Origin of the sequence: uncultured Lactobacillus sp. (assembly GCF_944327175.1) — a bacterium.
Lineage (GTDB): Bacteria > Bacillota > Bacilli > Lactobacillales > Lactobacillaceae > Lactobacillus.
Map to the genome: position 1 here is coordinate 1 of NZ_CALVGT010000043.1, position 22,930 is coordinate 22,930.

The following is a 22,930-nucleotide window of genomic DNA, read 5'->3' on the forward strand; positions in this document are numbered from 1 at the left end:
AGGCTTATGTCGGCGTCAACAAGGCTGACATCGCAACTGCTGAAAAGGCAGCCGAAAGCTACCAAGACGCTATCAGCGAATTGCTGAAGTAATTTTAAAAGCATAAAGAAAGAAGCACCGCTAACGCGATGCTTCTTTTTGTGTTTGTATGCTGTTAAGAATTATGGGCTCTTACTTGTCCCCGAAGGTGACACCCATGAGGCGGGCATTAGTGACAATCTTGCCGTTTGGGTCAACATACTTGAGCTTGCCAGCCGTGTCCTCCAGGGCAATAGAGCCGACTTCGCCCTGCTTTAAAACGACCAGGCGGCCAAAGGACCGGTTCATGATGAGACGGGCGCCTTCAATCCCGAAGCGGGTTGAGATTTGCCGGTCGTAGGCATCTGGCCGGCCGCCCCGTTGAGCATGGCCGATAACGGCCGTTCTGATTTCAGCGTCTGGCAGGACTTCCTGCAATTGGGCAGCGATTTCGTTAACCACACTGGCCCCGTTTCTGGCGGCAACCTTGGCCTTGTACTTCTTCTTGGACAGGTTGGCGTCTTCCTTGGAGATTGCCCCTTCAGCAGCGGCAATGACCGTAAAGCCTTTGCCATTCTTTTGCCGCTCTTTGACCTTCTTGGCTACGACATTGATGTCGTAAGGGATTTCCGGCACAAGGATAATTTCACTGCCGGCTGCCAAACCAGCAGCCAGGGTAATGTGGCCAACCTTGTGGCCCATAACTTCGACAACAAAGACCCGGGAGTGGCTCTGAGCGGTCGTATGGATGTCATCCAAGTAGTTGGTGGCAACATCGATGGCGCTTTGGAAACCGAAGGTATAGTCAGTCCCCCAAGTGTCATTGTCAATCGTCTTTGGCAGGCCGATCACGTTCAGGCCTTCTTGGGCCAGCATGTTGGCTGACTTAAGTGACCCATTGCCGCCCAAAACCGCCAAAGCGTCCAGGTTTAGCTTCTTGTAGGTCTTCTTCATGGCTGCGACCTTGTCAAAGCCGTCAACGATGACCCGCATTTCCTTGAATGGCTGGCGGGAAGTGCCCAGAATCGTCCCGCCTTGGTTGATGATGCCGGAGAAGTCCCGCGGCTTCATCTTGACGTAGTCTTCATGCATCAAGCCGTAGTAGCCCCGCTTGAAACCGATGATTTCCACGTCATCGACACAGTTGTAAAGGGTCTTGGCCAACCCCCGCATGGTCGCGTTGAGCGCCTGGCAGTCGCCGCCGCTCGTCAAAATACCAACTCGTAAAGTCATGTTGTTTCCTCCCGTCCAAAACTGGATCAATAATACTATTCTTAGTTAAATGTTAGTCATGTATTTGCCAAGATGCAAGAAAAAATCTTTTGTAAATTTAAAAATAAGGCTTTTATCTACAAAGAAAAGCAGCCTGGAAAACCAGGCTGCTTCATAGTAGTAGTTTCGATTAGTGAGCAGTTAAAGCAATCAAGTTGTCGCCGTGCTTAACGTCAGTTGCTTCAACCCGGGCCACTTCATTGTATGAAGGGGTGTTGGTGATAACAACCATGACAGTGGTGTCGTAGCCGGCAGCCTTGACGGCATCCAGGTCGACTTCACCGATCTTATCGCCCTTTTCAATGTGCTGGCCTTGAGTGACCAGGGACTTGAAGTGCTTGCCGTTCAAGTTGACCGTGTCCAGACCGATGTGGATCAGGACTTCGGCACCGTCGTCAGACTTCAGCCCGTAAGCGTGGCCAGTTTTGTAAGCAACGGAAACAGTACCGGTAACTGGAGCGTAGACATTGCCGTCGCTAGGAACGATGGCTGCCCCGTTACCCATGAGCTTCTGGGAGAAGACTTCGTCATTTACGGCAGACAGGTCTTCGGAAACGCCGTCTACAGGTGCCAGAACTACTTCGTCTTCCAGACCAGCAGTCTTGGCAGCTTCAACTTGTTGTTCAGCTGGAACTTCAGTTTCAGCGCTGACGCTGGATTCGCCTTCAACGCTGGCAACTTCTTCCTTCAAGTGGCTCTTGCCCCAGAAGAAAGTCAAGGCGAAGGCAATAGCGAAGGAAACAAGTTCACAGACAACGTACATTGGGATGGTCTTCGGGTAGATGGACAAGAAGCCCAGGAAACCGGCGGAACCAAGGGATGCGGCTTCAACGTGCAGCAGACCTGCAAGGGCTGAAGCAACGCCGGACCCGATCAAGGCGCAGAAGAATGGGAAGCGGTACTTCAAGTTAACCCCGAAGAGGGCTGGTTCGGTGATCCCCAGGAGGGCAGAAACACCGGCTGATGAAGACAGACCCTTCATCTTTTCGTTCTTAGTCAAGAACCAGATAGCGAAGGTTGCGGCACCTTGAGCAACGTTGGCCATGGAGGCAACAACGAAGATAAAGTCGCCCGCGCCCTTGCCGGCAGCGAAGGCAGCCAGCAATTGAGTTTCGATGGCCGGGAAGCTTTGGTGCAAACCGGTCATAACGATGGCTGAGTAGCAAAGACCGAACAGTCCCATGCCGATGAAGCCAGTAGTGTCGTACAGCCATACGAAGCCGTTGGTGATCCAGTCAGAAACGGTCTTCATCACTGGCCCGACGATGGTAAAGGTCAGGAAGCCAGTGATCATGATTGACAGAAGCGGGGTGAAAGTAAAGTCAACCGCGCTTGGCAGGACCTTGTGCAGTTTCTTTTCCAAGAAGGCTAAGATCCAGATGGCGGCCAGGACTGGAATAACTTGGTATTGGTAGTTGGTTTGCGCTACGTGCAAGCCAAAGATGTTCCAGTAATGAGTTGCACCAGCCAGCTGCGGGGTGGTCATGATCAAGCCCATTGCAGCCCCGAGGAATTGGTTGGCCCCGAAGCGCTTAGCGGCGGAAATACCGACCAGAACCGGCAGGAACATGAATGGGGCAGCTGACATCAGTTGGATCATGTCAGACAGGCCCTTGATGGCCGGGTTGATTTGGACCAGGGACTTAGGCCCGAACAGGCCAGGACTGGTGAAGAAGTTGTTCAAGGCCATCAGCAAACCACCCGCAACCAGGGCTGGGATGATTGGCACGAAGATGTCACTCAAAAGCTTGATGAAGGCCATGACAGGGTTGACCTTCTTGCCGCTGGCGGCGATCTTCTTCAAGTCGTCGGTAGAAACTTCGGACAGGCCGGTTTGCTTGATCAATTCGCTGTAGACGTTGTCAACGTCACCAGGCCCGATGATGACTTGGTATTGGCCGTCGGTCTTGAAGGTACCCTTAACGTCAGGATCCTTGTCCAAGGCTGCTTGGTCGATCTTGGTATCGTCTTTTAAGACTAAACGCAGACGAGTTGCACAGTGGGCAGCGGCTACCAGGTTGTCTTCACCTACGGCAGCGATCACCCGCTTGGCAACTGCATCGTAATTCATTGCCACGAGAAACACTCTCCTTATCCTCTGAAAACGCTTTTTCTAATTCACTTAACATGATAACGGTTTCTGACAGATATGTCAATCGTTTGACAGAAAATATTTAGAAAAAAGTTCAGTTGACCGAAAATAGCCTGTTAATCGTTTGACATGTTAGCGCTTCAACCATAAAATAGAAAGTGATAAAGTGCTGATTATTCAGATAGTTTTTGCGTGGCACTAATCAGCCAATTAAAGATAATTTACGTGAAGAAGCAATTAGTTGATTAAGCGGAGGTTGCTTAATATGGAATGGACAAGAGAAAAAAGATATCTTCCTTATGAGAAATGGGATGCCAAGACTTTGCTGAAGCTGCAAAGCCAGGCAGCCCGGTCAGATTACCAGCTGCACTACCACATCCGGCCAACTTCCGGTTTATTGAACGACCCTAACGGCTTTTCCTACTATAATGGCCGCTGGCAGGTCTTTTACCAGTCATACCCATTTGGGGCAGTGCATGGCTTGAAGTCCTGGGTCCGCTTGACCAGTTCCGACCTGGTTCACTGGGAAAACCTGGGCGAAGCTGTTTATGCCGATACTCCGCTGGACAGCCACGGGGCCTATTCCGGCTCAGCCAGAGCAATTGGCGACAAGCTTTTTCTGATGTATACGGGCAATGTCCGTGACGAAAACTGGGTGCGCTATTCTTATCAAGTTGGGGCCTGGATGGATGAAGATGGGAAAGTGACCAAGCTGGACAAGCCGCTGATCAACGCGCCAGATCATGTAACTGAACACTTCCGGGACCCGCAGATCTTGGAGCACGGCGGCAAGTACTACGCTATTTTAGGCGCCCAAGACAAGGAGACCAAGGCCGGCAAGATCAGCCTTTATAAGGCAGATGCTGTAACTGGTCCATGGCAAGACCTGGGCTATGTTGATCTGCCAGACATGGGCTACATGGTTGAATGCCCGAACCTGGTCTTCGTTGACGGCAAGCCGGTCTTCATCTTCTGCCCGCAGGGCCTGGACAAGAACGTGACCGACTACCAGAATGTTTACCCGAACATGTACTGGGTTGGGGAAAGCTTCGACTTTGAGACCGGCCACTTTGAGACCAAGCAGAAGGCGCCAATTAATTTGGATGGGGGCTTTGACGTTTACGCCACTCAAGCTTTCAACGCCCCAGACGGTCATGCCTACGCTATCAGCTGGGTGGGCCTGCCGGACATGACTTACCCAAGTGACGATGAAGGCTGGGCTAACTGCTTGAGCCAGGTTAAGCGCTTGTCATTAAAGCACGGCCGCTTGCTCCAAAAGCCGGTCAAGGCGATGAAGAGCTTGAGAGAGGCTGAAGAAGACTTCACCGGCGATTTGGCATTTGACGCCGGCGGGCAAAGTGAACTGAAGCTGACCATTAAGCAGGGGCAGAAAGGTAAGCTGGTCTTGGCCGCGGATAGCGAGGGCAAGAATGGCATCAAGCTCCGCTTCAATACTGGCAAGCATGCCCGCTTAACGGTTGACCGGGGCGAATGCGGCAAGGCTGTCAACCCTGACTACGGGACCAGCCGGACGATGAAATTGCCAGCCGGGGAAGACCTGGACTTGCGGATCTTCATGGACCACTCCCTCTTTGAAATTTTTGTCAACGGCGGCGAAGAAGTCATTACAGGGAGATTTTTCACCCAAAATGGACAAACTTTTGTTAAGATGGATAGTGATGTTGACTACCAGGCCAAGACTTGGCGGTTAAAGGACATGTAATATAGCAGAAGAGGGGATGACGATGAGGCCAAAATTAACTGATGTAGCGGAGAAGGCTGGCTGCTCGCCGACGACTGTCTCGCGGGTGATCAACAACTATGGCTACATCAGCCAGAAGACCAGGGACCGGGTCTACGCGGCCATGCGGGAGCTGAACTACCAGCCCAACACCCTGGCCCGGTCTTTGCAGGGCAAGCAAACCAAGATGATTGGGGTGATCATGCCCAGCATCACTAATCCCTTCTTTGCGGAACTGGTCGCGGCAATTGAAGATAAGCTGGAAGTGGACGGCTACAAGATGCTGCTCTGCGATGCCGGTCAGGACAGCGAGAAAGAGCGGCGCTATCTGCGGATGCTGGAGGCTAACCAGGTCGACGGGATCATCGCGGGTTCGCACAACCTAGGCATTGAAGAATACCAGCGCTATGGCCTGCCGATCGTATCTTTTGACCGGGACCTGTCCGACCAGGTGCCGATCGTGACCAGTGACAACTACCAGGGCGGCTGCCTGGCTACCCAGGCTTTGGTTGACGCGGGATGCGGGCATATCTACTTTGTCGGCAACCCGGTTAAAACTGGGCATCCGACCTCCCGCCGCTTTGACGGCTACGCGGACACGGTTGCCGCGGCGGGGCTGACGGTCCACACTGCCCGGTCAGCCTTTTACGAATTGCCAGCCGCCAAGGGCCGGGAACTCCGGGAACTATTGACCAGCGGCCGGAAGATCGACGGTGTCTTTTGCTCGGACGACTTGACGGCCATCCTGCTCTTAAAAGCAGCTAAGAAATTGGGGATCGGGGTGCCGGAGGACTTGAAAATCGTCGGCTTTGACGGAACCCAGCTGGTCCAGAACTATGTGCCGGAGCTGGCGACGATTGTCCAGCCGATCCCGGACTTGGCCGGGACTTTGGTCAAGCTGCTCTATGAGCGGATCGCGGACCCGGAAAAGAAGCTGGCCCAAAACAGCTACCTGCTCCCGGTCAAGCTGCTCAGAAACCAGACTGTTTAAGCATCTCCTGTGGGGGATGCTTTTTCCTTTGCGCTTATCGTTTTTCTGCCTGTTATTTTTTATAAAAGCGCTTATAATAAAACTAGGAAGCAATTTTTGGTAATAGAAAGCTAAGGTGACAAGCATGGAGAAGAAGAAACGCGTTTGGCTGTTCATCTTAATTTTCGGCCTGGTTGGCCTCTTGGTCTACGGGGCTGAGATTGCCTATGCTTTTATGAAGGACCGTAACAAGAAGATGGAATACAGCTTCGATGAAGAAGAGGCGGAAGACCCGCAGGAAATGGAAGCTGACTACAAGAATCAAGAATAGTAAAAAGAGTAAAGCAAAAATCCACAAGCCAGGCTTGTGGATTTTTGTTGTTATAAGGCTAATTCAAGCAGGTCGACCTTGCTGTCGCCGATGTCGTCGTAGTAGACAGTTTCCTGGCTGACAAAGCCCCAGCCGTTCTTTTCATAGAGGCGGCGGGCTGGGACGTTGCCAGCCATGCTGTCTAAGCGGATGGCCTTGCAGCCGAGCTCTTTGGCGTGGTCCTTGATAAAGGTCAAAAGAGAAGAGGACAGGCCCTTCCGGCGGAAGGACGGGTGGACCCCGTAGAGGTGGAGGACGGCAATTTCGTTATCTTCAGCTGGGGTTGGTCAGGTGAATTTGCTGTAAAGAGGGTCGTTGCCGACGGTCAAGATGCCGGCTGAGGCGATCTTGCCATCTTTGAGGCCAATAACAGCCCGCTTTTGGTCAATAGCTTCCTTGATATCTTTTTCAGCCGGGTAGATTCCCCAGTGCCAGTCAGCCCCAAACTGGTCTTCTTTTTGGTGGGCACAGATGTCCTGGTAGAACTGGCAGAAAGCAGCTAAGTCAGCGCTGGTGGCCAGGCGGCAGTTTAATTCAGTCATGTGTTTTTCTCCTTAAATTGTTTTTTGTTTTTTGATCATCACTCTGAGTAGATTTTAGCAAAAAAGACTCCAGGAGAAACAAAAAAGGAACTGGACAAACCAGTTCCTTTCGCTTAGTGCGGACGAGAAGACTTGAACTTCCACGACCAAAAGCGGTCACAAGATCCTTAGTCTTGCGCGTCTGCCAATTCCGCCACGCCCGCAAGCACATCTACTAGTATAGCAAAGGCAGGGAAAAGTGCAAGTGCTTTTTGCAAATAAAAATAATAAGTTTTTTGCCCTAAGCCCTTGCTTTTTCTCCTGGATCGGGTATACTAATATTCGTGCCTTGTAAAAAGGCTAAGCAAAATAAATGGCCCGTTGGTCAAGTGGTTAAGACACCGCCCTTTCACGGCGGTAACATGGGTTCAAATCCCGTACGTGTCATATGGAGGATTAGCTCAGCTGGGAGAGCATCTGCCTTACAAGCAGAGGGTCACAGGTTCGAGCCCTGTATCCTCCATTTTTTATTTTGAATTTCTTTTTATTTCTTATTTCCAATTACATGGCAAAAGCAGCTCAGGAGTAAATCCTCAGCTGCTTTTGCCTTTATCTATTCTCTTTTTAGCAAAAATCAGTCCAGATCCAGCTGCCGCTTGACTTCGTCAGCCATGTTACCAGCCGGGATGACGATTTCCCGTGAGCTGTGTCCTAAGAAGGACTCCATGGCCTTCGGGGCAGGGCCAGTCAGGTCAGTCAGTTCCTTAAGGGCTGGCAGGCCTTTTTCCTTAACATTTTGTCCGCTGATGGCGCGAACGACGGTTTCCGGGAACTTGTAAGGGCTGGCGGTAGAGAGGACGACAGTTGGTTTATCGTCTTCTTCCTTAAAGCGCTTGGCGGCTAAAGAAGCCACAGCCGTGTGCGGGTCGATGACATAGCCGCTTTCTTCGTAAACCCGCTTGATTTCGCCTTCGATTTCTTCTGGAGTGGCGTAGTCGGCCCAGAAGCCGGAAAGCTTCTTTTGCATGTCTTCTGGTAATTGGTATTCGCCCTTAGTATTCAGCTGCTCCATCAAGTCCTTGACCGTGTCCGGGTTCTGGCAGAGGTCAAAGAGCAGGCGCTCCAGGTTGCTGGAAACCAGGATGTCCATGGACGGGGAGTTGGTCACGTAGAAGTCCCGCTTCTTGTCATACTTGCCCGTCTTGAAAAAGTCGGTTAAGACATTGTTCTTGTTGGAAGCGCAGATCAGGTGGCCGACTGGCAGGCCCAGTTTTTGGGCATAATAGCCGGCCAGAATGTCGCCGAAATTGCCAGTTGGCACAGAGAAGTTGACGGGATCGCCAAAGGCAATGGCTTCTTGGTCCAGCAGCTGCTTGTAGGCAGCGAAGTAGTAGACGACCTGGGGCAAAAGGCGGCCGACATTCATGGAGTTGGCGCTGGAGAAGGTCAAATCGTGTCCGGCCAGCAAATCATTCATGTCCGGGTCATTAAAAATCTGCTTGACCCTGGTCTGGGCCTGGTCAAAATTGCCTTCAACCGCCACAGCCACGGTGTTGTCGCTGTTTTCGCTCAGCATCTGCTTGAGCTGGATCGGGGCCACCCCTTGGTAAGGGTAAAAGACGATGACCCGGGTCTTGGCTAAGGACTGGAAGCCCCGCATGGCGGCGGTCCCGGTGTCCCCAGAAGTCGCGGTCAAAATAACGATCCCTCGCTGGTCGCCTGAGTTCTCTAAGGCTGTCTTCATCAAGCGGGGCAGGCACTGCAAAGCCACGTCCTTAAAGGCCAAGGTTGGACCGTGGAAGAGCTCCAGGTAGTAATTGCCGGCCTTCTTATCAGTCAGCGGGGCGATTCGGTCATCATCCCATTGCTGGCCGTAGGCGCCTTGAACGATTTCTTCTAGCTGCTCTTCACTATAGTCGGTCAAGAACAGGGCCAGGATCTTTTTAGCTATTTCCTGGTATGGCAGAGCAAAAATTTCCTTTAAATCAGCGGCTGAAAATGGCGTCGGGAATTCTTTGGGCACGAAAAGGCCGCCATCTGGTGCCAGGCCTTGGACGATTGCCTGGGCGGCGGTAACTTCCTGCCCCTGGCTGCGGGTACTGCGGTAAATCATAAATCCTCCCTAAAAGTCAGATGCGTGATCTATAAACTAGTAACGATGGTTGAAAAAGATTTTTTCTTTTATGGCTAATTATAACGGGGAAATCATTTTTCTAAAAGGGAAAACATGATAAAATGATTAAAAAACTAGCAATTGCCAATTGTTGAGGTGAAATAGCGTGAAAATCAAAGTTCCAGCATCCAGCGCCAACCTGGGCCCGGGTTTCGACTCCATCGGGGTGGCCATTTCCTTGTACCTAACCATTGAAGTAATCGGAGAGAGCGACCACTGGCAGGTAGACCATAACTTAGGGGACCTGCCCAGCGGGAAAGACAATATGATCGTCCAGGCGGCTTTAAGCGTCAAGCCGGATTTAACCCCCCAGCACCTGCGGGTGGAATCAGACATCCCCCTGGCTCATGGCCTGGGCTCCAGTTCCAGCGCTATCGTGGGCGGGATTGAACTGGCTGACCAGCTGGGCCAGCTCAACCTGGCTCCCCATGAAAAAATCGAAATCGCGGCCCAACTGGAAGGGCACCCGGACAACGTGGCCCCGACCATCTTGGGCAGCCTGGTCGTTGGTTGCAAGGTTAATGGCCACTTTACCGCCGTCAAGGCGCCGGTGCCGCCTTTTGCCATGATTGCTTATATCCCGGCCTACAATTTAAAGACCAGCGATGCCCGGGCGGTTTTGCCTAAGGAATTATCCTTTAAAGACGCAGTCCAGGCCAGTGCCGTGGCCAACACGGCTGTAGCGGCCCTTTTTGCCCAGGACTATGAAAAGGCCGGGGAGTTGATGGAGGCTGACCTCTTTCATGAGCGCTACCGGAGCAAACTGGTGCCAGAACTGGAAATTATCAGAAATGTGGGCCACAGCCACGGAGCGGTAGCGACCTATTTGTCTGGGGCCGGTCCAACGGTCATGAGCCTGGTTGACCCCCAGCATATTAGCGACTTTATTGACGCCGTCAGAGAAGCGGGGTTAAAAGATGAAATCCGCCGACTAGAAGTGGCGCCGCGCGGGGCATATTGGCTATAGGTTAGAAACGGAAGCTGCGGCTTCCGTTTTTTGTTGTTTTGGTAACTTTGCACAAGATTTTACTCAAGTAAGCCGGGATGCGGCCCAAATTTGACTCAACTAAATTGATTTTTGAAAAAATCTGCTCAAAAACATACTCAAGTAAACAGACTTGCGGCCCGAAACTTACTCAACTAACTTATGCTACAGGCTACTTGAGTAAGATCATGAGCAGCATTTTGTCTACTTGAGTAAGATCGTGAGCAGGCATTTGTCTACTTGAGTAAGATCATGAGCAGACATTTGTCTACTTGAGTAAGATCATGAGCAGCATTTTTTCTACTTGAGTAAGATTATGAGCAGCTTTTTTCCTAGTTGAGTCAAATATTATGCTGCGACTCCCTTGTTCCAAATCAACTAATAGCTTTTTGCCAAAAAAGCAAAAAAGTTGACAAATCCTCTTGAAATCCATTCTACTTCCTGTATAATAAATAAATGTCGGTTGACGAAAGTCAACCGCAGCTCACTTGGGTCGTTAGCTCAGCTGGCAGAGCACCGGACTCTTAATCCGGGTGTCCAGGGTTCGATCCCCTGACGACCCATCGCGCTTCGGCGCTAACTAAATAAACCCATTTGGGTCGTTAGCTCAGCTGGCAGAGCACCGGACTCTTAATCCGGGTGTCCAGGGTTCGATCCCCTGACGACCCATCGCGCTTCGGCGTTAATTAAATAAACCCACTTGGGTCGTTAGCTCAGCTGGCAGAGCACCGGACTCTTAATCCGGGTGTCCAGGGTTCGATCCCCTGACGACCCATCGCGAGACATCATGCGTGTGCATGGTGTCTTTTTTGCTTTTTAGGCAAATATTTCAAGGCAGTTTAAGGGCGGGTAAAATATTACAAATGTTACAAAAAGTGTCTTCCCTGTAATCTCTTCTTAACTGGACCGTTACTTTTTTGCTATGATTTTGAAATTTGGCCCTGTTAACATATAAGCTGTCAAATGACACAAGAGCAGCAAGAAGGAATTTGCCAAAGGAGAAGTAACTTGGCAGACGATAGCTTGCGACAAACAAAGGAGAACTTTTTTGAACATCAAATCTAACGTACTTAAATCAGTATTTGCTGCAGGCTTAGCTTTGACTGGCGTGGCAGCGATCAGCTTAGGCACGAACGGTCAAGCAGACGCGGCAACCATCGGTGACAGCGTAACGGTTGACTACATTGATGGACAATCAATTGCAACTTGGTCAAACTACTACACTGCTACGGTTTCCGGTTCCGTTAAGGACGGCAGCTCATGGAAGGTAGTTAAGACTGCCCGCGACGCTGCAGGTGAAAAGTGGTACAAGATCGGCAAGCGCCAATGGATCATGGCCAAGTACACCACTGAAGCAGCAACTGCTTCAAACAGCACTTACAACGCGAATACTACCAGCACTAACACTGCTAACAGCACGACCAGCTCAACTGGCACTGGCTACACTACGAGCTACAGTTCATCAGCAAATAACTACGGCTACGGCTCAAATTATAACTACAGCTACAGCGCGAATACTGGCTCATCAAACACTTCCAGCTACAGCGCGAATACTGGCTCATCAAACACTTCTAGCTACAGCGCAAGCACGACCAGTTCAAGCACTTCCGGCTCAACTGCTTCTTCATCATCTGAAGCAGCAGCTAAGGCTTGGATCGCAGGCAAGGAAAGCGGCGGCTCATACACTGCCTCAAACGGTAACTACTACGGCAAGTACCAATTGAGCTTGAGCTACTTGAATGGTGACACTTCTGCCGCCAACCAGGAAAAGGTTGCCAACAGCTACGTTCAAAGCCGGTATGGTTCATGGACTGCAGCTAAGGCCTTCTGGCAAGCAAACGGCTGGTATTAATCAGCTCTTTGTTCAAGATGGTTCCTTTCGGAACCGTCTTTTTCTTTGCCTTTTTGCGGAGAAAAAAGCTGCTAAACAGGTTATAATAAAAGGGATAGGATAGAATTTGAATTGAGAAATAGAGGTTCAAAGATGAAAAAATTTTTCGTAAGCGCGGCAGCGGCCTTGGCAATCGGGACGACTTTCGCGGCCAGTCAGGTGAAGCCAGTCGAAGCCAGCAGCCGCAAGGCAGTTTTTACCCTGCCTAAGGGCTATACCAAGGCCAAACTGAAGAAGGCCTACTGGTACTCCAACTTGTCTTCGAATCAGCAGAAGAAGTGGCTGAAAAACAAGAAGAACGCGGCTTGGCTGAAGAAGTGGCGGAAGATCAACGTTAAGGGAATGCAGGCCAACACTTTTGACCAAAGGTCTTGGTCAGAAAGCAGCAAGGACAACAAGACTATTGTTAAATTGACCAATGGCCACTTGAATACCAGCCAGTCCAAGACCTTGGCCAAGTACTCCCTCCGCTTGATCAACCAGGCCCGGGTAAAAATGGGCTTGAAGAAGTGGAAGTACAGCAAGGGAACCCAGAAGCTGGCTTTGGAAATTTCCAAGGAATACGTGGCGAATAAGAAAACCATTGCTACTGGCCACTATGTGCCAGGGATTGTCCGGGCTACTAACCGGGTTGGCTTGAAATTGCCAGGCAACTATAACTATGTCGAAGACATGGCCGGCTTTAATGACACAAACCTGCTGACCATGACGGCTATGAAGAAGGATATCTACTTCGGCTTGAAGACCATGATGTTTGGCTACTGCTACGCTAACCAGAGCAAGGTTAAGCAGCTGAGCCAGTACACGGAATGGGAGCACGCCGGGGACTTGATGAACACCCAGGGCGGCAAGTATGATGGCGACTGGGACTACTACGGCTTTAACGTCTCCTACACTAACGGTACTTACTCCATGCACTATATCGGGGTGCCATCCCACCTTAAGTGGGCCTACGGCGGCGCCTACTGGGGCAGCTTTAAGGCTTAGGGAAGAATAGACAAAAGAATAATGTGTAAAGGGGCTAAGCAAATAGCCTCTTTTTTGTGCTGTTTTATTGGAGTATAAACCTCAGTATTTTTTGTAAAGATAAAATCCTTTAAGAAAGGGCAAAAAAAGCAGGTTGTCAAAATAAAATTAATTTGACAACCTGCTAAAGTTAAAAATATTTTGTTTTAGCCGGGTTAGACTAAAGAAAATCAAGTCACCCTGAGTAATTACCTTTTCGGCTTTTTCTTACAGCTCTTCGTCCTTGGTCAATTCGTAGATGGCTTCCGCGTAGATAGCGATGGACAGGATCAAGTCGTCCAGCATCATGAATTCGTTGGCCGCGTGCATAACCATTGGGCCGTTTTCCGGCTGGGCCCCAAAGGCAACCCCGCGTTCAAAGAGGCGGCCGTAAGTCCCGCCGCCGATGACGACTTCGTGGCCCGGCTTGCCAGTCTGCTTTTCGTAGACCTTGAGCAAAGTCTGCACCATTGGGTCGCTGCCTGGCACGTAGTGTGGTTCTTCAAAGCCGTTGTAAGTGACGTCCAGGATGCCGCTGAACTTGTCCATAACCTGCTTGATCATGGTGTCCGGGTCAGTCCCTTGCGGGTAGCGGACATTGTTCAAGAGGCTGGCCTTGCCGGCGTGTTCGTAGTCGAACATGGACGGGCTGCTGGCCAGATCGCCCATCAGATCATCGTGGTGGAAGATGCCCAGCTTCTTGCCGTAGAAGTCTTCGTGTTCCACTTCAGCCAGGAAGTGGAGGAAGTTCTTGTCCCGGCCGGCAAAAGCGTACTGGTCCAGGAAGAGGGCCAGGAAGGTTGCTGAGTTCTTGCCGACTTGCGGAGCTGAAGCGTGGGCCCCTTGGCCGATCAAGACGATATCGGCGCTTTCGCCATTAATTTCAAATGACCCGTCCAATTCCTTGTCTGCCAAAAAGCTTTCGTAAGCCAATTTAACAGCTTCCAGGTCAGGCCCTGAGATAGTAGCCCGAGTAACCTGCGGAGTCACGTTAGTGGCAATCCCGGCCTTGAACTTGTCTAAAACATAGTCGCCCTTAGTATCATCGTTCTTGAAGCTGAATTCCAGGGTGAAGATCCCTTGTTCACCATTGATGATCGGGTATTCAGCGTCTGGTGAGAAGACGATGTCTGGAGTCGGTTCGTGCTTCAAGTAGTAGTCGATCCCGACCCAGTTGGTTTCTTCGTTGGTCCCTAAGACGAAGTCGATCTTCTTCTTTGGCTTAAAGCCGGCTTCCTTGAGCAAAAGCATCCCGTAGTAGGCAGCTAAGCTTGGCCCCTTGTCGTCAGCGCTGCCCCGGCCGTAGATCCGGCCTTCGTCATCGATTTCCATCTTGAAGGGGTCCCGGGTCCAGCCTTCACCAGCTGGTACTACGTCCATGTGGCCGATGATGCCCAGGCGCTTGTCACCTGCACCGAAGTTGACCCGGCCGGCGTAGTTGGCGAAGTTTTCCGTGTCAAAGCCGTCCCGCTTGGCAAAGCTGAGGAACTTGGTCATGGCGTCAACCGGGCCCTTGCCAACTGGGTATTCTTCCGTGGCGTTTTCCAGGTCTTCGGAAGAGTCAATGGCGATCAATTCGCTCAAGTCCTTTAAGATTGCGTCTTTCTTGGCTTCCGCCAGTTCTTTAAAGTTTAAGTCCATCTTTTTCTCCTAATGTTTATTTTCAATGCCTGCTGTTTTTTAAAAATTAGTTACAAAAAGTAACTAACCACCTAAATAAAATTCTATCAATCTTCGCCAGCTCTGGCAAACAAGACGCCAAGCAAAAAAGCTGCCTTCCGGCAGCTTTAGCGGCGGTATTTAGTTGCCGCGATATCAATCACTCTTTCAGTAAAGACCACCGGGATTGACTGGGGGTCGACCGGCAGGCCCTGGGCCAGGTTCTTGCCCGGCAGGACGATGACCTTCTTAAAGTACTTCTTCAAAGGCGTGTCCGGATTCATCGTGATCAGGTAGCTGTGCTTGAAGTGGGAGATCGACTTGGGCAGGGGCGATGAGCCAAAAAGTTTGGAAATCCCTGAGACTGAATAAAAGACCGCCGTGGAGTTCTCATCGCTTAGCGGGAAAAGGTGCTCGCCAGCCGCCAGGTTGTCTCCAAAGTAGGTCGACTTGCCTAAATCCCGCATCCCCATGCTGAGTAGCCTGGCCGGCAGTTCAGAGTAGTAGATCCCGAAAATAAAGTTGGTCGAGCTGGTCGCCAGGACCTCCGCCAATTCTTTCGCATCCTTTTCATTGCTCATCCAGACCCGGTTGATGGCATCATGGTAGTCGTTCAGGTATTCACTGCTTGAAACCGCCGCTTCCTGGCTCTCCTGCTTCTTGATGTAGGTCAGCAGCTGGAACTTGAATTCCTTAAAGCCGGAATAGCCCATCTTCTGACAGAAGCGCTGAACAGAAGCCAGGGAAGTTCCCGCTTCTTCAGCCAGGTGGTTGATGGTTAGCGACTCAACATTGGTCAAGTCGGAGGTCATTCTCTTCATGATTTTCCGGTCAGATTTGGAGAGCTCAGAAGTCTCAACCGTAAAAAAATTGGTAATGTCCATTTATATCCCTACTCTTGATAAGTTTGTTTTAATTTTATCACAATAGTGATAAAAGTGGCTAGCTGTCCAAAAAGAATATATCTTATTTCCCGGTCAAGTCCTGGTAGGCCAGTTTTCCGACCGCGCTTTGGGCCAAAAGGATCTGCTCGCGCTCTTCCAAGCCCGTGTAGTGGCTCATGAAGCAGATGTCATAGTAGTTTTCCCCGGCAAAAATTCGGGCTGCGTCATGCTCCGTGTCTTCCAGTTCCCCGGTCTTGCTAAAAGAGCAGCCCTCTGGCAGGTCTTGGAGGAGCTTGTTAACGGACTCCTGGTAAAAGAGGGCCTTCTGGCAGACCTGGCCAAAAGGCGATGGGTCAGCTAAGAGCCGCTCTAAGAGCTCCAGGGCAGTTTCAGCGGAAATATAGTTTTCCCGGTCAGTCACTTCCATCAAGTACCGGCCCAGGTGAAGATGGTCAAATTCTGCTTCAAACCAGGCAGCCATCTTGGCAAAGCCGATAAAATCGATCAAAAAGTTGGTGGCCGTGTTGTCTGAGTCCGACAGCATCAAGTCCAGAATGTCCCGCAGCTGCCAGTCCCTTTGGGCCAGGTGGCAGAGCATCCCGCCTTCAACGATCTTGTCTTCCGGGACATGGACCATCTGGCTTAAGTCCTGCGGGTGGGCCTGGTAGTAGCAGGCTACGGCCAGCTTGATCAAGCTGGCTGACTTGAATTCTTCCCCGGCGAAGGGGCTAGCGTAGAGGACACCGGTCTTGTCTTTGATCAAAAGGGCAGTTTTGCCTGGCAGGGGAGCCAGGATGTCAGCAATCTTTTTAAAATTCAGCATTTTATCGCACCACGATATTGTCGCCAACGCATTCGGCGTAACTATTCAAATCCGGGTCCTGGTCGACCATGAAGATGGCATCCAGGTCGGCAAAAATCGTATTCGGGTTGGCCCGGTAGAAGGCGCAGGCTGCCGCCAAAGACTCAATTGACTCAATCATGCTGCCGACCATGGTTGGCACCCCCCGGCTTTCGGCTAAGTCATTGATCTTCTGGGCTTCCGACAAGCCGCCCGTCTTCATCAGCTTGATGTTGATGTAGTCGCAGGCTCCTTTTGCTAAAACTCTTTGGGCATCCTCGTAGCTTTCCACGGATTCATCCGCCATGATCGGGTAAGGGGAGTGGCGGGTCAAGTAAGCCATGGAGTCCAGGTCCCAGGCCGGGACCGGCTGCTCGATAAAGTCGATCAAAAGGCCCTGCTTGTGCCAGTATTCTGCCGCCTGCATGGTCTGCCGGACATCCCAGGCCTGGTTCATGTCTAAGCGCAGGTGAACCATGGGCCCCGTCGCGTAGGCCAGGTCTTCGACCAGCTTGATATCCCGCTTTAAGTGGCCGGCCCCCAATTTCAGTTTAAGGGTCTTGAAGCCCTGGTCGACCATCTTCTGGGCGTCAGCGATCATCTGCTCGGCCTTGCCAATGCTGATGGTGTAGTCGGTCTCCACGCTGCCGCCCTTGCCGCCTAAGAGCTGGGAGAGGGTGAGGCCCAAAAGGTTGGCTCGGCTATTGTAGAGGGCGATTTCGACCGCGGCCTTGGCCGGGGCATTGTGGACGATGGAAGTCTTGACCGTATGCAAAAGTTCCTTCCAATCGGTCAAGTTCTTGCCCAGGATCAAGGGCTTGATTGTTTCTTCAATAACGGCCCGGGCGCTGGACAAGCTGTCACCGGTCACTTTTTCATTAGGGGTGCAGGTGCCGACCCCGGTTACCCCGTTAGCCAGGCGGATCGTCACCCGGACAGCGCTCACGGCGTCAACCCGGTGCAGGGCCGTGACGAAGGGCTGCTTTAAAGGAATCTGCTTTACGTCGACCTGCAGATCTTCAATTGCCAATTGTTCAGCCATTTTTTCCTCCTTGTTTATTTTTCCTGTTTCTTTATTATTTTTCTTTTTTCTCTTTTCTTTTTATATTTTTCCTACTTGTCAAAAAGCAGTTCATAGGCCCGCCGCTCCGGGTCAACCGAGTCGCTGGTCACCGTAATGATGCCCCGGTAGACAAAGCCAAATTTGTCAGCCAGGTGCTGGACGGCCTGGTTCTGCTTGCCCGTGTCCAGGCGGAAGCTCTTGATCCCGCTCTCTTGGCCAAAAGCAATCACTTTTTTCAGCAAAAGCTGGCTGAGCCCCTGTCCGCGAAAAGAATCTTTTACCGCGAAACGGTGCAGGGCCCAGTAGGGACCACTTCCCGCCCAAATCGGGACTTCATAATTGGGGTCAAAGTCGGTCGCAGCCATGTATGCGGCAACCTGGCCATCTTTGACTAAAACCCAGCCCTGGCGGTTTTCCAGGTCTTCTTCGATGCTGGCCCGGTTGAGATAGCCTTCCTGCCACTGGCTGGAATTTTGCGCTTTCAAAAGGGCCTTGGCGTCCTTGATGATGGCGACAATGTCTTCTAAGTCCCGGTCTGCTGCCTTTCTGACCATTTTTTCTTCAGTCATCTTAAGCCTCGTTGATGTGGTCTCTTAAGTAGCTGTACTGCATGGCGTCTTCCAACTGGCTGGTGTCCACGCCTAAAACTTGGGCCAGGGCGTAGGCAAAGGCCCAGGAAGTTGCCGGCCCCCGGCTGGTAACCAGCTTGTGGTCTTCATCGATGACAGTGGGGGTGTCGACGTAGGTGCTGGCCGGGTTTTCACTGGCAACTTGTTCTTTAAAGTCCGGGTGGCTGGTCCACTTGGCTTCTTTTAAAAAGCCGTACTTGGACAAGGCGATCGGAGAGGCGCACATGGCGGCGTTCCACTTGCCGGCGGCGAAGCGCTGCTTCATCAGATCAGCCAGCTTCTCGCTTTCTCTTAAGTGCTTGGCGTTCGGGGCCCCGCCCGGGAAGGCGACTAAGTCGTAGTCAATGAGGGAGTCATCAACTAATTTGTCACAAGTAAAGCGGATGTCGTGTCCGCCGGTGATGGTCAAGTTGTCCAGCGCCACCATGTCGCAGGGGATGCCCAGCCGGCGCAGGACGTCGACCTGGCTCAAGCCTTCGATTTCTTCACATCCGTCTGAAAAAACAATTGCTGCAGTTGGCATAAATTTGTTCTCCTTTTTTCTAATTCTAAAAGATAGTTTTTAGCTATTGCTTTTAATTTTTTGTTAATGATTGTCTACCTACTATTGTACAAAATTGCGGCCAGCTTGTCGCTGGAAGCGGACTTTTTTAAGCAATTTGCAATCCTCCGCCCCAATCAGATAAAATGGATACGGCTTTTTAGCTTGGAAAAATAAGAACAGCGGTGTAAAAACAGAAAAGAGTAAAGAAATGCAGTTCATTTATCTCATTATCTTAGGCGTTCTGGCTGGGATTGTGGCGGCCGTGGCCAGCATGGCCTCCCTTGTTTCTTACCCGGGCCTCCTTCTCTTCGGCCTCAGCCCAGTCGCGGCCAATATGACCAATACGGCAGCTTTAGTGACCACGGGCTTTGGCTCCCTGTCTTCTTGTTTAAAGGAAATGCGGGGGCACTGGGGGGAGTTGTGGCGCTATGCCTTTTTCCAGCTAACCGGGGCTTTCATTGGCGGCTGGCTTTTGGTCCAGTTCCCTGGTAAAATCTTCCAAAAACTGGTTCCTTTCTTCGTTCTTTTTTCAGCTGCCCTTCTTTTGTACAGCGGCCGGCAAAAGCAGACAAAGCAGGCAACCAAGCATGGAAGAATCGGGGCTTATTTTGGCTTGTTCGTGGCCGGGATCTATGCCGGCTACTTTGGCGCGGCGTCGGGCGTTTTGACCTTGATCTTTTTAACGGCTTTAAGTGATTCTTCTTTTGTCGTCATCAACGCCATTAAGAGTGTGATCGGTTCTTTAGCCAACCTGGTGGCTTTAGCCCTTTTCGCCTTTAAGGGCGGGGTCAACTGGCCGGTAGCTTTTCCTTTGGCCATTGGCCTCTTTATTGGTGGCTATTTCGGGCAAAAAATGATTAAATATCTAAAGCCTGCCTGGGTCAGATGGATCACGGCCTTCTTCTCGGTCCTTTTGGCCATCTACCTGGGTTGGCAAGCTTGGGGCTAACTACCCAAGCCTGGCAAAGTAAGATAGAATAGTTATTGATTGATTTAAGGAGGACACGCATGAAAACTGAAGTTTATCTGGTCAGACATGGGGAAACGCTTTTTAACCGCCTGAACAAGGTACAGGGTTGGTGCGATACCCCCTTGACCATCAAAGGAATCGACGACTTAAAGAAGACGGCTGACGCCCTGTCGCAGATTCATTTTGACAATATGTACTCGTCAGACTTGAAGCGGGCGATCGACACCGTCCACTTGATGAAGGATGCCAACCAGGTGTCTGAGATTGGCAAGATCAAAAAGCTGCCGGAATTCAGAGAAGTTTTTTACGGCTCTTTTGAAGGCGGCAGCATCGATGATATCTGGCTCAGCGTCTCTAAAGCAGCGGGCATTCCAGCAACCACTGATGTAAAGAAAATTATTGATACTATCGGCATCTACAAGTTCCGGGAAGTCACTAAAAAGGCTGACCCTCGCCATTTGGCCGAAAACACGGAAGAACTGGAAACCAGAATGCGCCGGGCCATCAAGGTCTTGAGAAAAGAGACCAGCAGCGAAGGCCGGGTTTTGCTGGTTTCCCATGGGGACTTCATTAAGACCCTGGGGATCAAGTACTGGAAGGAAAGCGACGGCCTGCATGATATCACCTTCCCGGACAACGGCAGCGTCAGCCGGGGGATTTTGGACGAAGAAGGCAATTTTGAAATTGTCGACTACAACTGCAAGGCTGAAGATTTATGAACAAGGAGACAGACTAGAAGATGAAGTGGGATACGCACACCTTTACGATCGTTTTGCTGGTGATCGTGGGCCTGTGGGAATTTGCCCGGGGCTATAACGCCCAGCGGATGGGGAAAAAGGGTAGTTTACCCGCCCAGTCCTACTACCTGACGGGGGCCGGGATTCTGGCCGTGGCCATTTATTACGCGGTAAAGTTGTGGAGCTAATATGAACGTTCATTCCTGGTGGGTTCCTTATGCTGTCTTGCTTTTCGGCATCTGGGATTTAATTACCGGCATCACGCGCCTGCGCCGGCAGAAGCAGGGCGTCAAGCAGAAGGGGCTGGGGGGCAAGGCTTTTGTCATCTTAGGCATCCTCTTCATCATTACTGGAATCTGGGCTTTTTGGCTCTAGAAGGCAAAAAATTATGGTAAAGTTGGCACTGCTGAGGCATGGGGAAAGCCAGGCCAATGCGGCAAACGTATATACGGGCTGGAATGACGTCCCCTTAACGGATAAGGGCCGGCGGCAGGCCTGGGCAGCGGGGGAGAAATTAAAAGAAGCCGGGGACTTTCACCCGACCTTGATTCATACCTCTTTATTGTCTAGGGCAATTGAAACGGCGAATATCGCGGCAGAAGCAGCAGGCTTTTTATACCTGCCAATTTCCAAGACCTGGCGGCTGAATGAACGCCACTACGGGGCCTTGCGGGGCCTGGACAAGGACGTATCCAGGAAGATTTTCGGCAAAGAGCAGGTCTTAGAGTGGCGGCGGGGCTTTGACGCGGTTCCGCCAGCACAAGGGTCACCAACTATTGACCGCCGCTATTGGGGGGTAGACCCTCAGCTTTTGCCAAGGGCGGAGAGCCTGCATCAGACCCAGCTCCGCCTTTTGCCTTACTATGAAGACGAGGTGGCCAGCCGCTTAATGGCTGGGGAAGACCAACTGATCGTAGCCCATGGCTCTAGCCTGCGGGCGCTGATCAAATATTTAGAAGACATCAACAATGTGGATATCCTCAAGCTAGAGGTGCCTAACGCCCAGGCCATCGTCTATGACTTTGACCAGAAGCTGAACATTGTGGATAAGATGATCACTAACTGATGACTTAGACAGGCTGAGGCCTGTTTTTTTCGTGGGTGACCGGGAAGGCAAGGATATGCAGGCGAAAAATTAGAAAAAGCAAAAATTTATGGAGACTTTTGCCAGATTGCTAAATGTCGGGGGCAATCTATGGTAAAATCTATTCTGATATATTTAAAATAGATTTTTTAAAATGGAGCTAAGTATGCGCAAATTATTTCTTTTGAGAGGCGCGCCCGGCTCTGGCAAGTCTTCATTTATCGCCCGGCACCACTTATTGCCGTACGCGATCAGCGGGGATGAGATCCGCCTGCTTTTGGCGGACCTGACCGTTTACTATGACCAGAAGACTGACGTTCTGCACCAGGTTATTCCGCGGCATGTCACGGAACAGACCAAGCGGATGAAGGACAACTTGGTTGAGCACAAGATGTCCTATGGAGAAACCGTCATCGTGGACGGGACCCACATTGTCGCCAGCGAGATCGATCACTACAAGAAGTGGTGCGAGAAGTACCATTACGAGTGCTATGTGGTTGATTTGATGCAGAACCAGACCCTGGAAGGTTTGTTGAAGAGAAACCAGATCCGGATGCAATACGACTGGGTGAAGCCGGAAGTCATCACGATGATGTACAATTCTTACAAGGCACACCCGGAGCTGCCCAAGTGGGTCAAGGGAATCAAGCCTAGCCAGATGGAGCAGGCCCTGCAGCAGAGAGAGAACAATCTGGACCATTATTCACATGTGATTGCCATACCTGACGAGGTAGCAGAAGAAGATTTTCCACATGTGCACATTTCCAACTTCTACTTCTCTTTCAACGACAAGTTCAGTGAAAAGTACGGGACTTACCGGAATGTGGTGACGATCGGCAAGACCAAGGAAGAGGTGGTCGACGAGTTCCGTCTGCCATACTTTGCCTTTAAGTTCCACCACAAGCACTTTTTGATTTCGGCTTACCCGATCAGAAACGAGATGCTGGACCCGGTCAAGAAGGTCAAGGGGGTCTGGTCTTACACGACCGGCCTCTACAACGTGGCTGACTTTGTCAGAGAATTTCCGGAGAACGAGAAATCACACGTTCACCAGTTTAATTTGAGCAAGTTGGACCGGACCAGACTTTTGCACATTTGGTAAAAGACAGAAAGAAAAAGCTTTTCCTCAGGATTGCGGGGAAAAGCTTTTTTCATGTGATTACACCAAGTTGACAGACTTGAATCACAAACAGCTGGTTTATCACTTCTTGTTTAGAAAACGGGCTGCGAGAACAGTTGATGCCTTGATCATGCCAGAAGAAGGGGAGACGCGAACGGAGAAATACGTGGACCTCAATAATGACTGGCTGCCAGAAGCAGATCAAGACATCGCTATATTGCTGACGCATTTGAGGAGACTGTCAATTCTTTTGTGTAAATAAATCTTTCCGGCTAATTGATTCTTTAACTGTTTTTTAATCGAAGTACGATTCCAAGGTGTCTGCTACTTGACCAAAGCCCTTGTGAACTCGATTGGCGTT

The 22,930-nt window shown here is 50.9% G+C and carries 23 protein-coding genes and 6 tRNA genes; 17 read left to right on the forward strand and 12 right to left on the reverse strand.

The window, feature by feature from the left end; all coding sequences use genetic code 11:
* Positions 1 to 171: 171 nt before the first annotated feature.
* Together Q0J41_RS05555 and Q0J41_RS05560 are read right to left on the reverse strand one after the other, a co-directional pair.
* Positions 172 to 1,251 (reverse strand): 6-phosphofructokinase, encoded by a 1,080-nt coding sequence (locus tag Q0J41_RS05555; protein WP_296227186.1) that lies wholly within the window; start codon positions 1,249 to 1,251, stop codon positions 172 to 174.
* 169 nt (positions 1,252 to 1,420) lie between these two features.
* Positions 1,421 to 3,361: a sucrose-specific PTS transporter subunit IIBC gene (locus tag Q0J41_RS05560; protein WP_296227228.1), complete on the reverse strand. Its 1,941-nt coding sequence runs from the start codon at positions 3,359 to 3,361 to the stop codon at positions 1,421 to 1,423.
* 286 nt (positions 3,362 to 3,647) lie between these two features.
* Here Q0J41_RS05560 and Q0J41_RS05565 point away from each other — a divergent pair, with 286 nt between their 5' ends.
* The 3 genes from Q0J41_RS05565 to Q0J41_RS05575 all read left to right on the forward strand — a co-directional run bounded on the left by Q0J41_RS05565 (position 3,648) and on the right by Q0J41_RS05575 (position 6,424).
* The gene (locus Q0J41_RS05565) at positions 3,648 to 5,105 is read left to right on the forward strand and encodes a sucrose-6-phosphate hydrolase (RefSeq protein WP_296227188.1); all 1,458 of its coding nucleotides are present in this window, start codon (positions 3,648 to 3,650) and stop codon (positions 5,103 to 5,105) included.
* A gap of 22 nt (positions 5,106 to 5,127) precedes the next feature.
* Positions 5,128 to 6,114, forward strand: a complete 987-nt coding sequence (locus tag Q0J41_RS05570; protein ID WP_296227190.1) for a LacI family DNA-binding transcriptional regulator — start codon at positions 5,128 to 5,130, stop codon at positions 6,112 to 6,114.
* A 124-nt stretch (positions 6,115 to 6,238) separates the two neighbouring features.
* Positions 6,239 to 6,424, forward strand: a complete 186-nt coding sequence (locus Q0J41_RS05575) for a hypothetical protein (RefSeq protein ID WP_296227192.1) — start codon at positions 6,239 to 6,241, stop codon at positions 6,422 to 6,424.
* Between the two features lie 50 nt (positions 6,425 to 6,474).
* On the opposite strand, the gene Q0J41_RS05580 is transcribed toward Q0J41_RS05575, so the two are convergent.
* From Q0J41_RS05580 to Q0J41_RS05590, 3 genes are all read right to left on the reverse strand, one after another.
* Positions 6,475 to 6,726 (reverse strand): N-acetyltransferase, encoded by a 252-nt coding sequence (locus tag Q0J41_RS05580; RefSeq protein ID WP_296227229.1) that lies wholly within the window; start codon positions 6,724 to 6,726, stop codon positions 6,475 to 6,477.
* A 24-nt stretch (positions 6,727 to 6,750) separates the two neighbouring features.
* Entirely contained in the window at positions 6,751 to 7,005 is a 255-nt protein-coding gene (locus Q0J41_RS05585; RefSeq protein ID WP_296227194.1) for a hypothetical protein, read from the reverse strand.
* A 117-nt stretch (positions 7,006 to 7,122) separates the two neighbouring features.
* Positions 7,123 to 7,208 (reverse strand) — tRNA-Leu (locus Q0J41_RS05590).
* Positions 7,209 to 7,359: 151 nt separating this feature from the next.
* Here Q0J41_RS05590 and Q0J41_RS05595 point away from each other — a divergent pair.
* Positions 7,360 to 7,431 (forward strand) — tRNA-Glu (locus Q0J41_RS05595).
* A 3-nt stretch (positions 7,432 to 7,434) separates the two neighbouring features.
* Positions 7,435 to 7,507, forward strand: a tRNA-Val gene (locus tag Q0J41_RS05600).
* A 111-nt stretch (positions 7,508 to 7,618) separates the two neighbouring features.
* Here the strand turns inward: Q0J41_RS05600 and thrC are convergent.
* Positions 7,619 to 9,097: a threonine synthase gene (gene thrC / locus Q0J41_RS05605; protein WP_296227196.1), complete on the reverse strand. Its 1,479-nt coding sequence runs from the start codon at positions 9,095 to 9,097 to the stop codon at positions 7,619 to 7,621.
* A gap of 166 nt (positions 9,098 to 9,263) precedes the next feature.
* On the opposite strand from thrC, the gene thrB reads away from it, so the two are divergent.
* From thrB to Q0J41_RS05635, 6 genes are all read left to right on the forward strand, one after another.
* The gene (thrB, locus tag Q0J41_RS05610) at positions 9,264 to 10,124 is read left to right on the forward strand and encodes a homoserine kinase (protein WP_296227198.1); all 861 of its coding nucleotides are present in this window, start codon (positions 9,264 to 9,266) and stop codon (positions 10,122 to 10,124) included.
* A 508-nt stretch (positions 10,125 to 10,632) separates the two neighbouring features.
* Positions 10,633 to 10,705: transfer RNA gene (locus tag Q0J41_RS05615), tRNA-Lys, on the forward strand.
* Between the two features lie 33 nt (positions 10,706 to 10,738).
* Positions 10,739 to 10,811, forward strand: a tRNA-Lys gene (locus Q0J41_RS05620).
* Positions 10,812 to 10,844: 33 nt separating this feature from the next.
* Positions 10,845 to 10,917: transfer RNA gene (locus Q0J41_RS05625), tRNA-Lys, on the forward strand.
* Positions 10,918 to 11,190: 273 nt separating this feature from the next.
* On the forward strand, positions 11,191 to 11,994 hold the full coding sequence (locus Q0J41_RS05630; protein WP_296227199.1) for an aggregation promoting factor: 804 nt from the start codon (positions 11,191 to 11,193) through the stop codon (positions 11,992 to 11,994).
* Positions 11,995 to 12,126: 132 nt separating this feature from the next.
* Complete coding sequence (locus tag Q0J41_RS05635; RefSeq protein WP_296227201.1) at positions 12,127 to 13,020, forward strand: SEC10/PgrA surface exclusion domain-containing protein; 894 nt, start codon at positions 12,127 to 12,129, stop codon at positions 13,018 to 13,020.
* A 246-nt stretch (positions 13,021 to 13,266) separates the two neighbouring features.
* On the opposite strand, the gene pepV is transcribed toward Q0J41_RS05635, so the two are convergent.
* From pepV to Q0J41_RS05665, 6 genes are all read right to left on the reverse strand, one after another.
* Complete coding sequence (gene pepV, locus Q0J41_RS05640) at positions 13,267 to 14,679, reverse strand: dipeptidase PepV (protein ID WP_296227203.1); 1,413 nt, start codon at positions 14,677 to 14,679, stop codon at positions 13,267 to 13,269.
* Positions 14,680 to 14,825: 146 nt separating this feature from the next.
* Positions 14,826 to 15,581 (reverse strand): MurR/RpiR family transcriptional regulator, encoded by a 756-nt coding sequence (locus tag Q0J41_RS05645; RefSeq protein WP_296227206.1) that lies wholly within the window; start codon positions 15,579 to 15,581, stop codon positions 14,826 to 14,828.
* Positions 15,582 to 15,663: 82 nt separating this feature from the next.
* Positions 15,664 to 16,404 (reverse strand): serine hydrolase, encoded by a 741-nt coding sequence (locus tag Q0J41_RS05650; RefSeq protein ID WP_296227207.1) that lies wholly within the window; start codon positions 16,402 to 16,404, stop codon positions 15,664 to 15,666.
* A gap of 1 nt (position 16,405) precedes the next feature.
* Positions 16,406 to 17,464 carry a dipeptide epimerase gene (locus Q0J41_RS05655; protein ID WP_296227209.1) on the reverse strand — a complete coding sequence of 353 codons (1,059 nt, stop codon included), beginning with the start codon at positions 17,462 to 17,464 and terminating at the stop codon, positions 16,406 to 16,408.
* 71 nt (positions 17,465 to 17,535) lie between these two features.
* Positions 17,536 to 18,054, reverse strand: a complete 519-nt coding sequence (locus Q0J41_RS05660) for a GNAT family N-acetyltransferase (RefSeq protein ID WP_296227211.1) — start codon at positions 18,052 to 18,054, stop codon at positions 17,536 to 17,538.
* Position 18,055: 1 nt separating this feature from the next.
* Positions 18,056 to 18,637 (reverse strand): DJ-1 family glyoxalase III, encoded by a 582-nt coding sequence (locus Q0J41_RS05665; RefSeq protein WP_296227214.1) that lies wholly within the window; start codon positions 18,635 to 18,637, stop codon positions 18,056 to 18,058.
* Positions 18,638 to 18,866: 229 nt separating this feature from the next.
* Between Q0J41_RS05665 and Q0J41_RS05670 the strand changes: the two genes are divergently transcribed.
* The 6 genes from Q0J41_RS05670 to Q0J41_RS05695 all read left to right on the forward strand — a co-directional run bounded on the left by Q0J41_RS05670 (position 18,867) and on the right by Q0J41_RS05695 (position 22,551).
* Positions 18,867 to 19,607, forward strand: coding sequence for a sulfite exporter TauE/SafE family protein (locus tag Q0J41_RS05670; RefSeq protein ID WP_296227216.1), 741 nt, complete (start codon positions 18,867 to 18,869; stop codon positions 19,605 to 19,607).
* A 59-nt stretch (positions 19,608 to 19,666) separates the two neighbouring features.
* Positions 19,667 to 20,347: a histidine phosphatase family protein gene (locus tag Q0J41_RS05675; RefSeq protein ID WP_296227218.1), complete on the forward strand. Its 681-nt coding sequence runs from the start codon at positions 19,667 to 19,669 to the stop codon at positions 20,345 to 20,347.
* 20 nt (positions 20,348 to 20,367) lie between these two features.
* Complete coding sequence (locus Q0J41_RS05680) at positions 20,368 to 20,553, forward strand: hypothetical protein (protein ID WP_296227220.1); 186 nt, start codon at positions 20,368 to 20,370, stop codon at positions 20,551 to 20,553.
* A gap of 1 nt (position 20,554) precedes the next feature.
* Positions 20,555 to 20,740 carry a hypothetical protein gene (locus Q0J41_RS05685; protein ID WP_296227222.1) on the forward strand — a complete coding sequence of 62 codons (186 nt, stop codon included), beginning with the start codon at positions 20,555 to 20,557 and terminating at the stop codon, positions 20,738 to 20,740.
* Positions 20,741 to 20,753: 13 nt separating this feature from the next.
* A complete protein-coding gene (locus tag Q0J41_RS05690) occupies positions 20,754 to 21,431 on the forward strand; it encodes a 2,3-diphosphoglycerate-dependent phosphoglycerate mutase (RefSeq protein WP_296227225.1) in 678 nt (225 codons plus the stop codon).
* Between the two features lie 184 nt (positions 21,432 to 21,615).
* Positions 21,616 to 22,551, forward strand: a complete 936-nt coding sequence (locus Q0J41_RS05695) for an AAA family ATPase (RefSeq protein ID WP_296227227.1) — start codon at positions 21,616 to 21,618, stop codon at positions 22,549 to 22,551.
* Positions 22,552 to 22,930 lie beyond the last annotated feature (379 nt).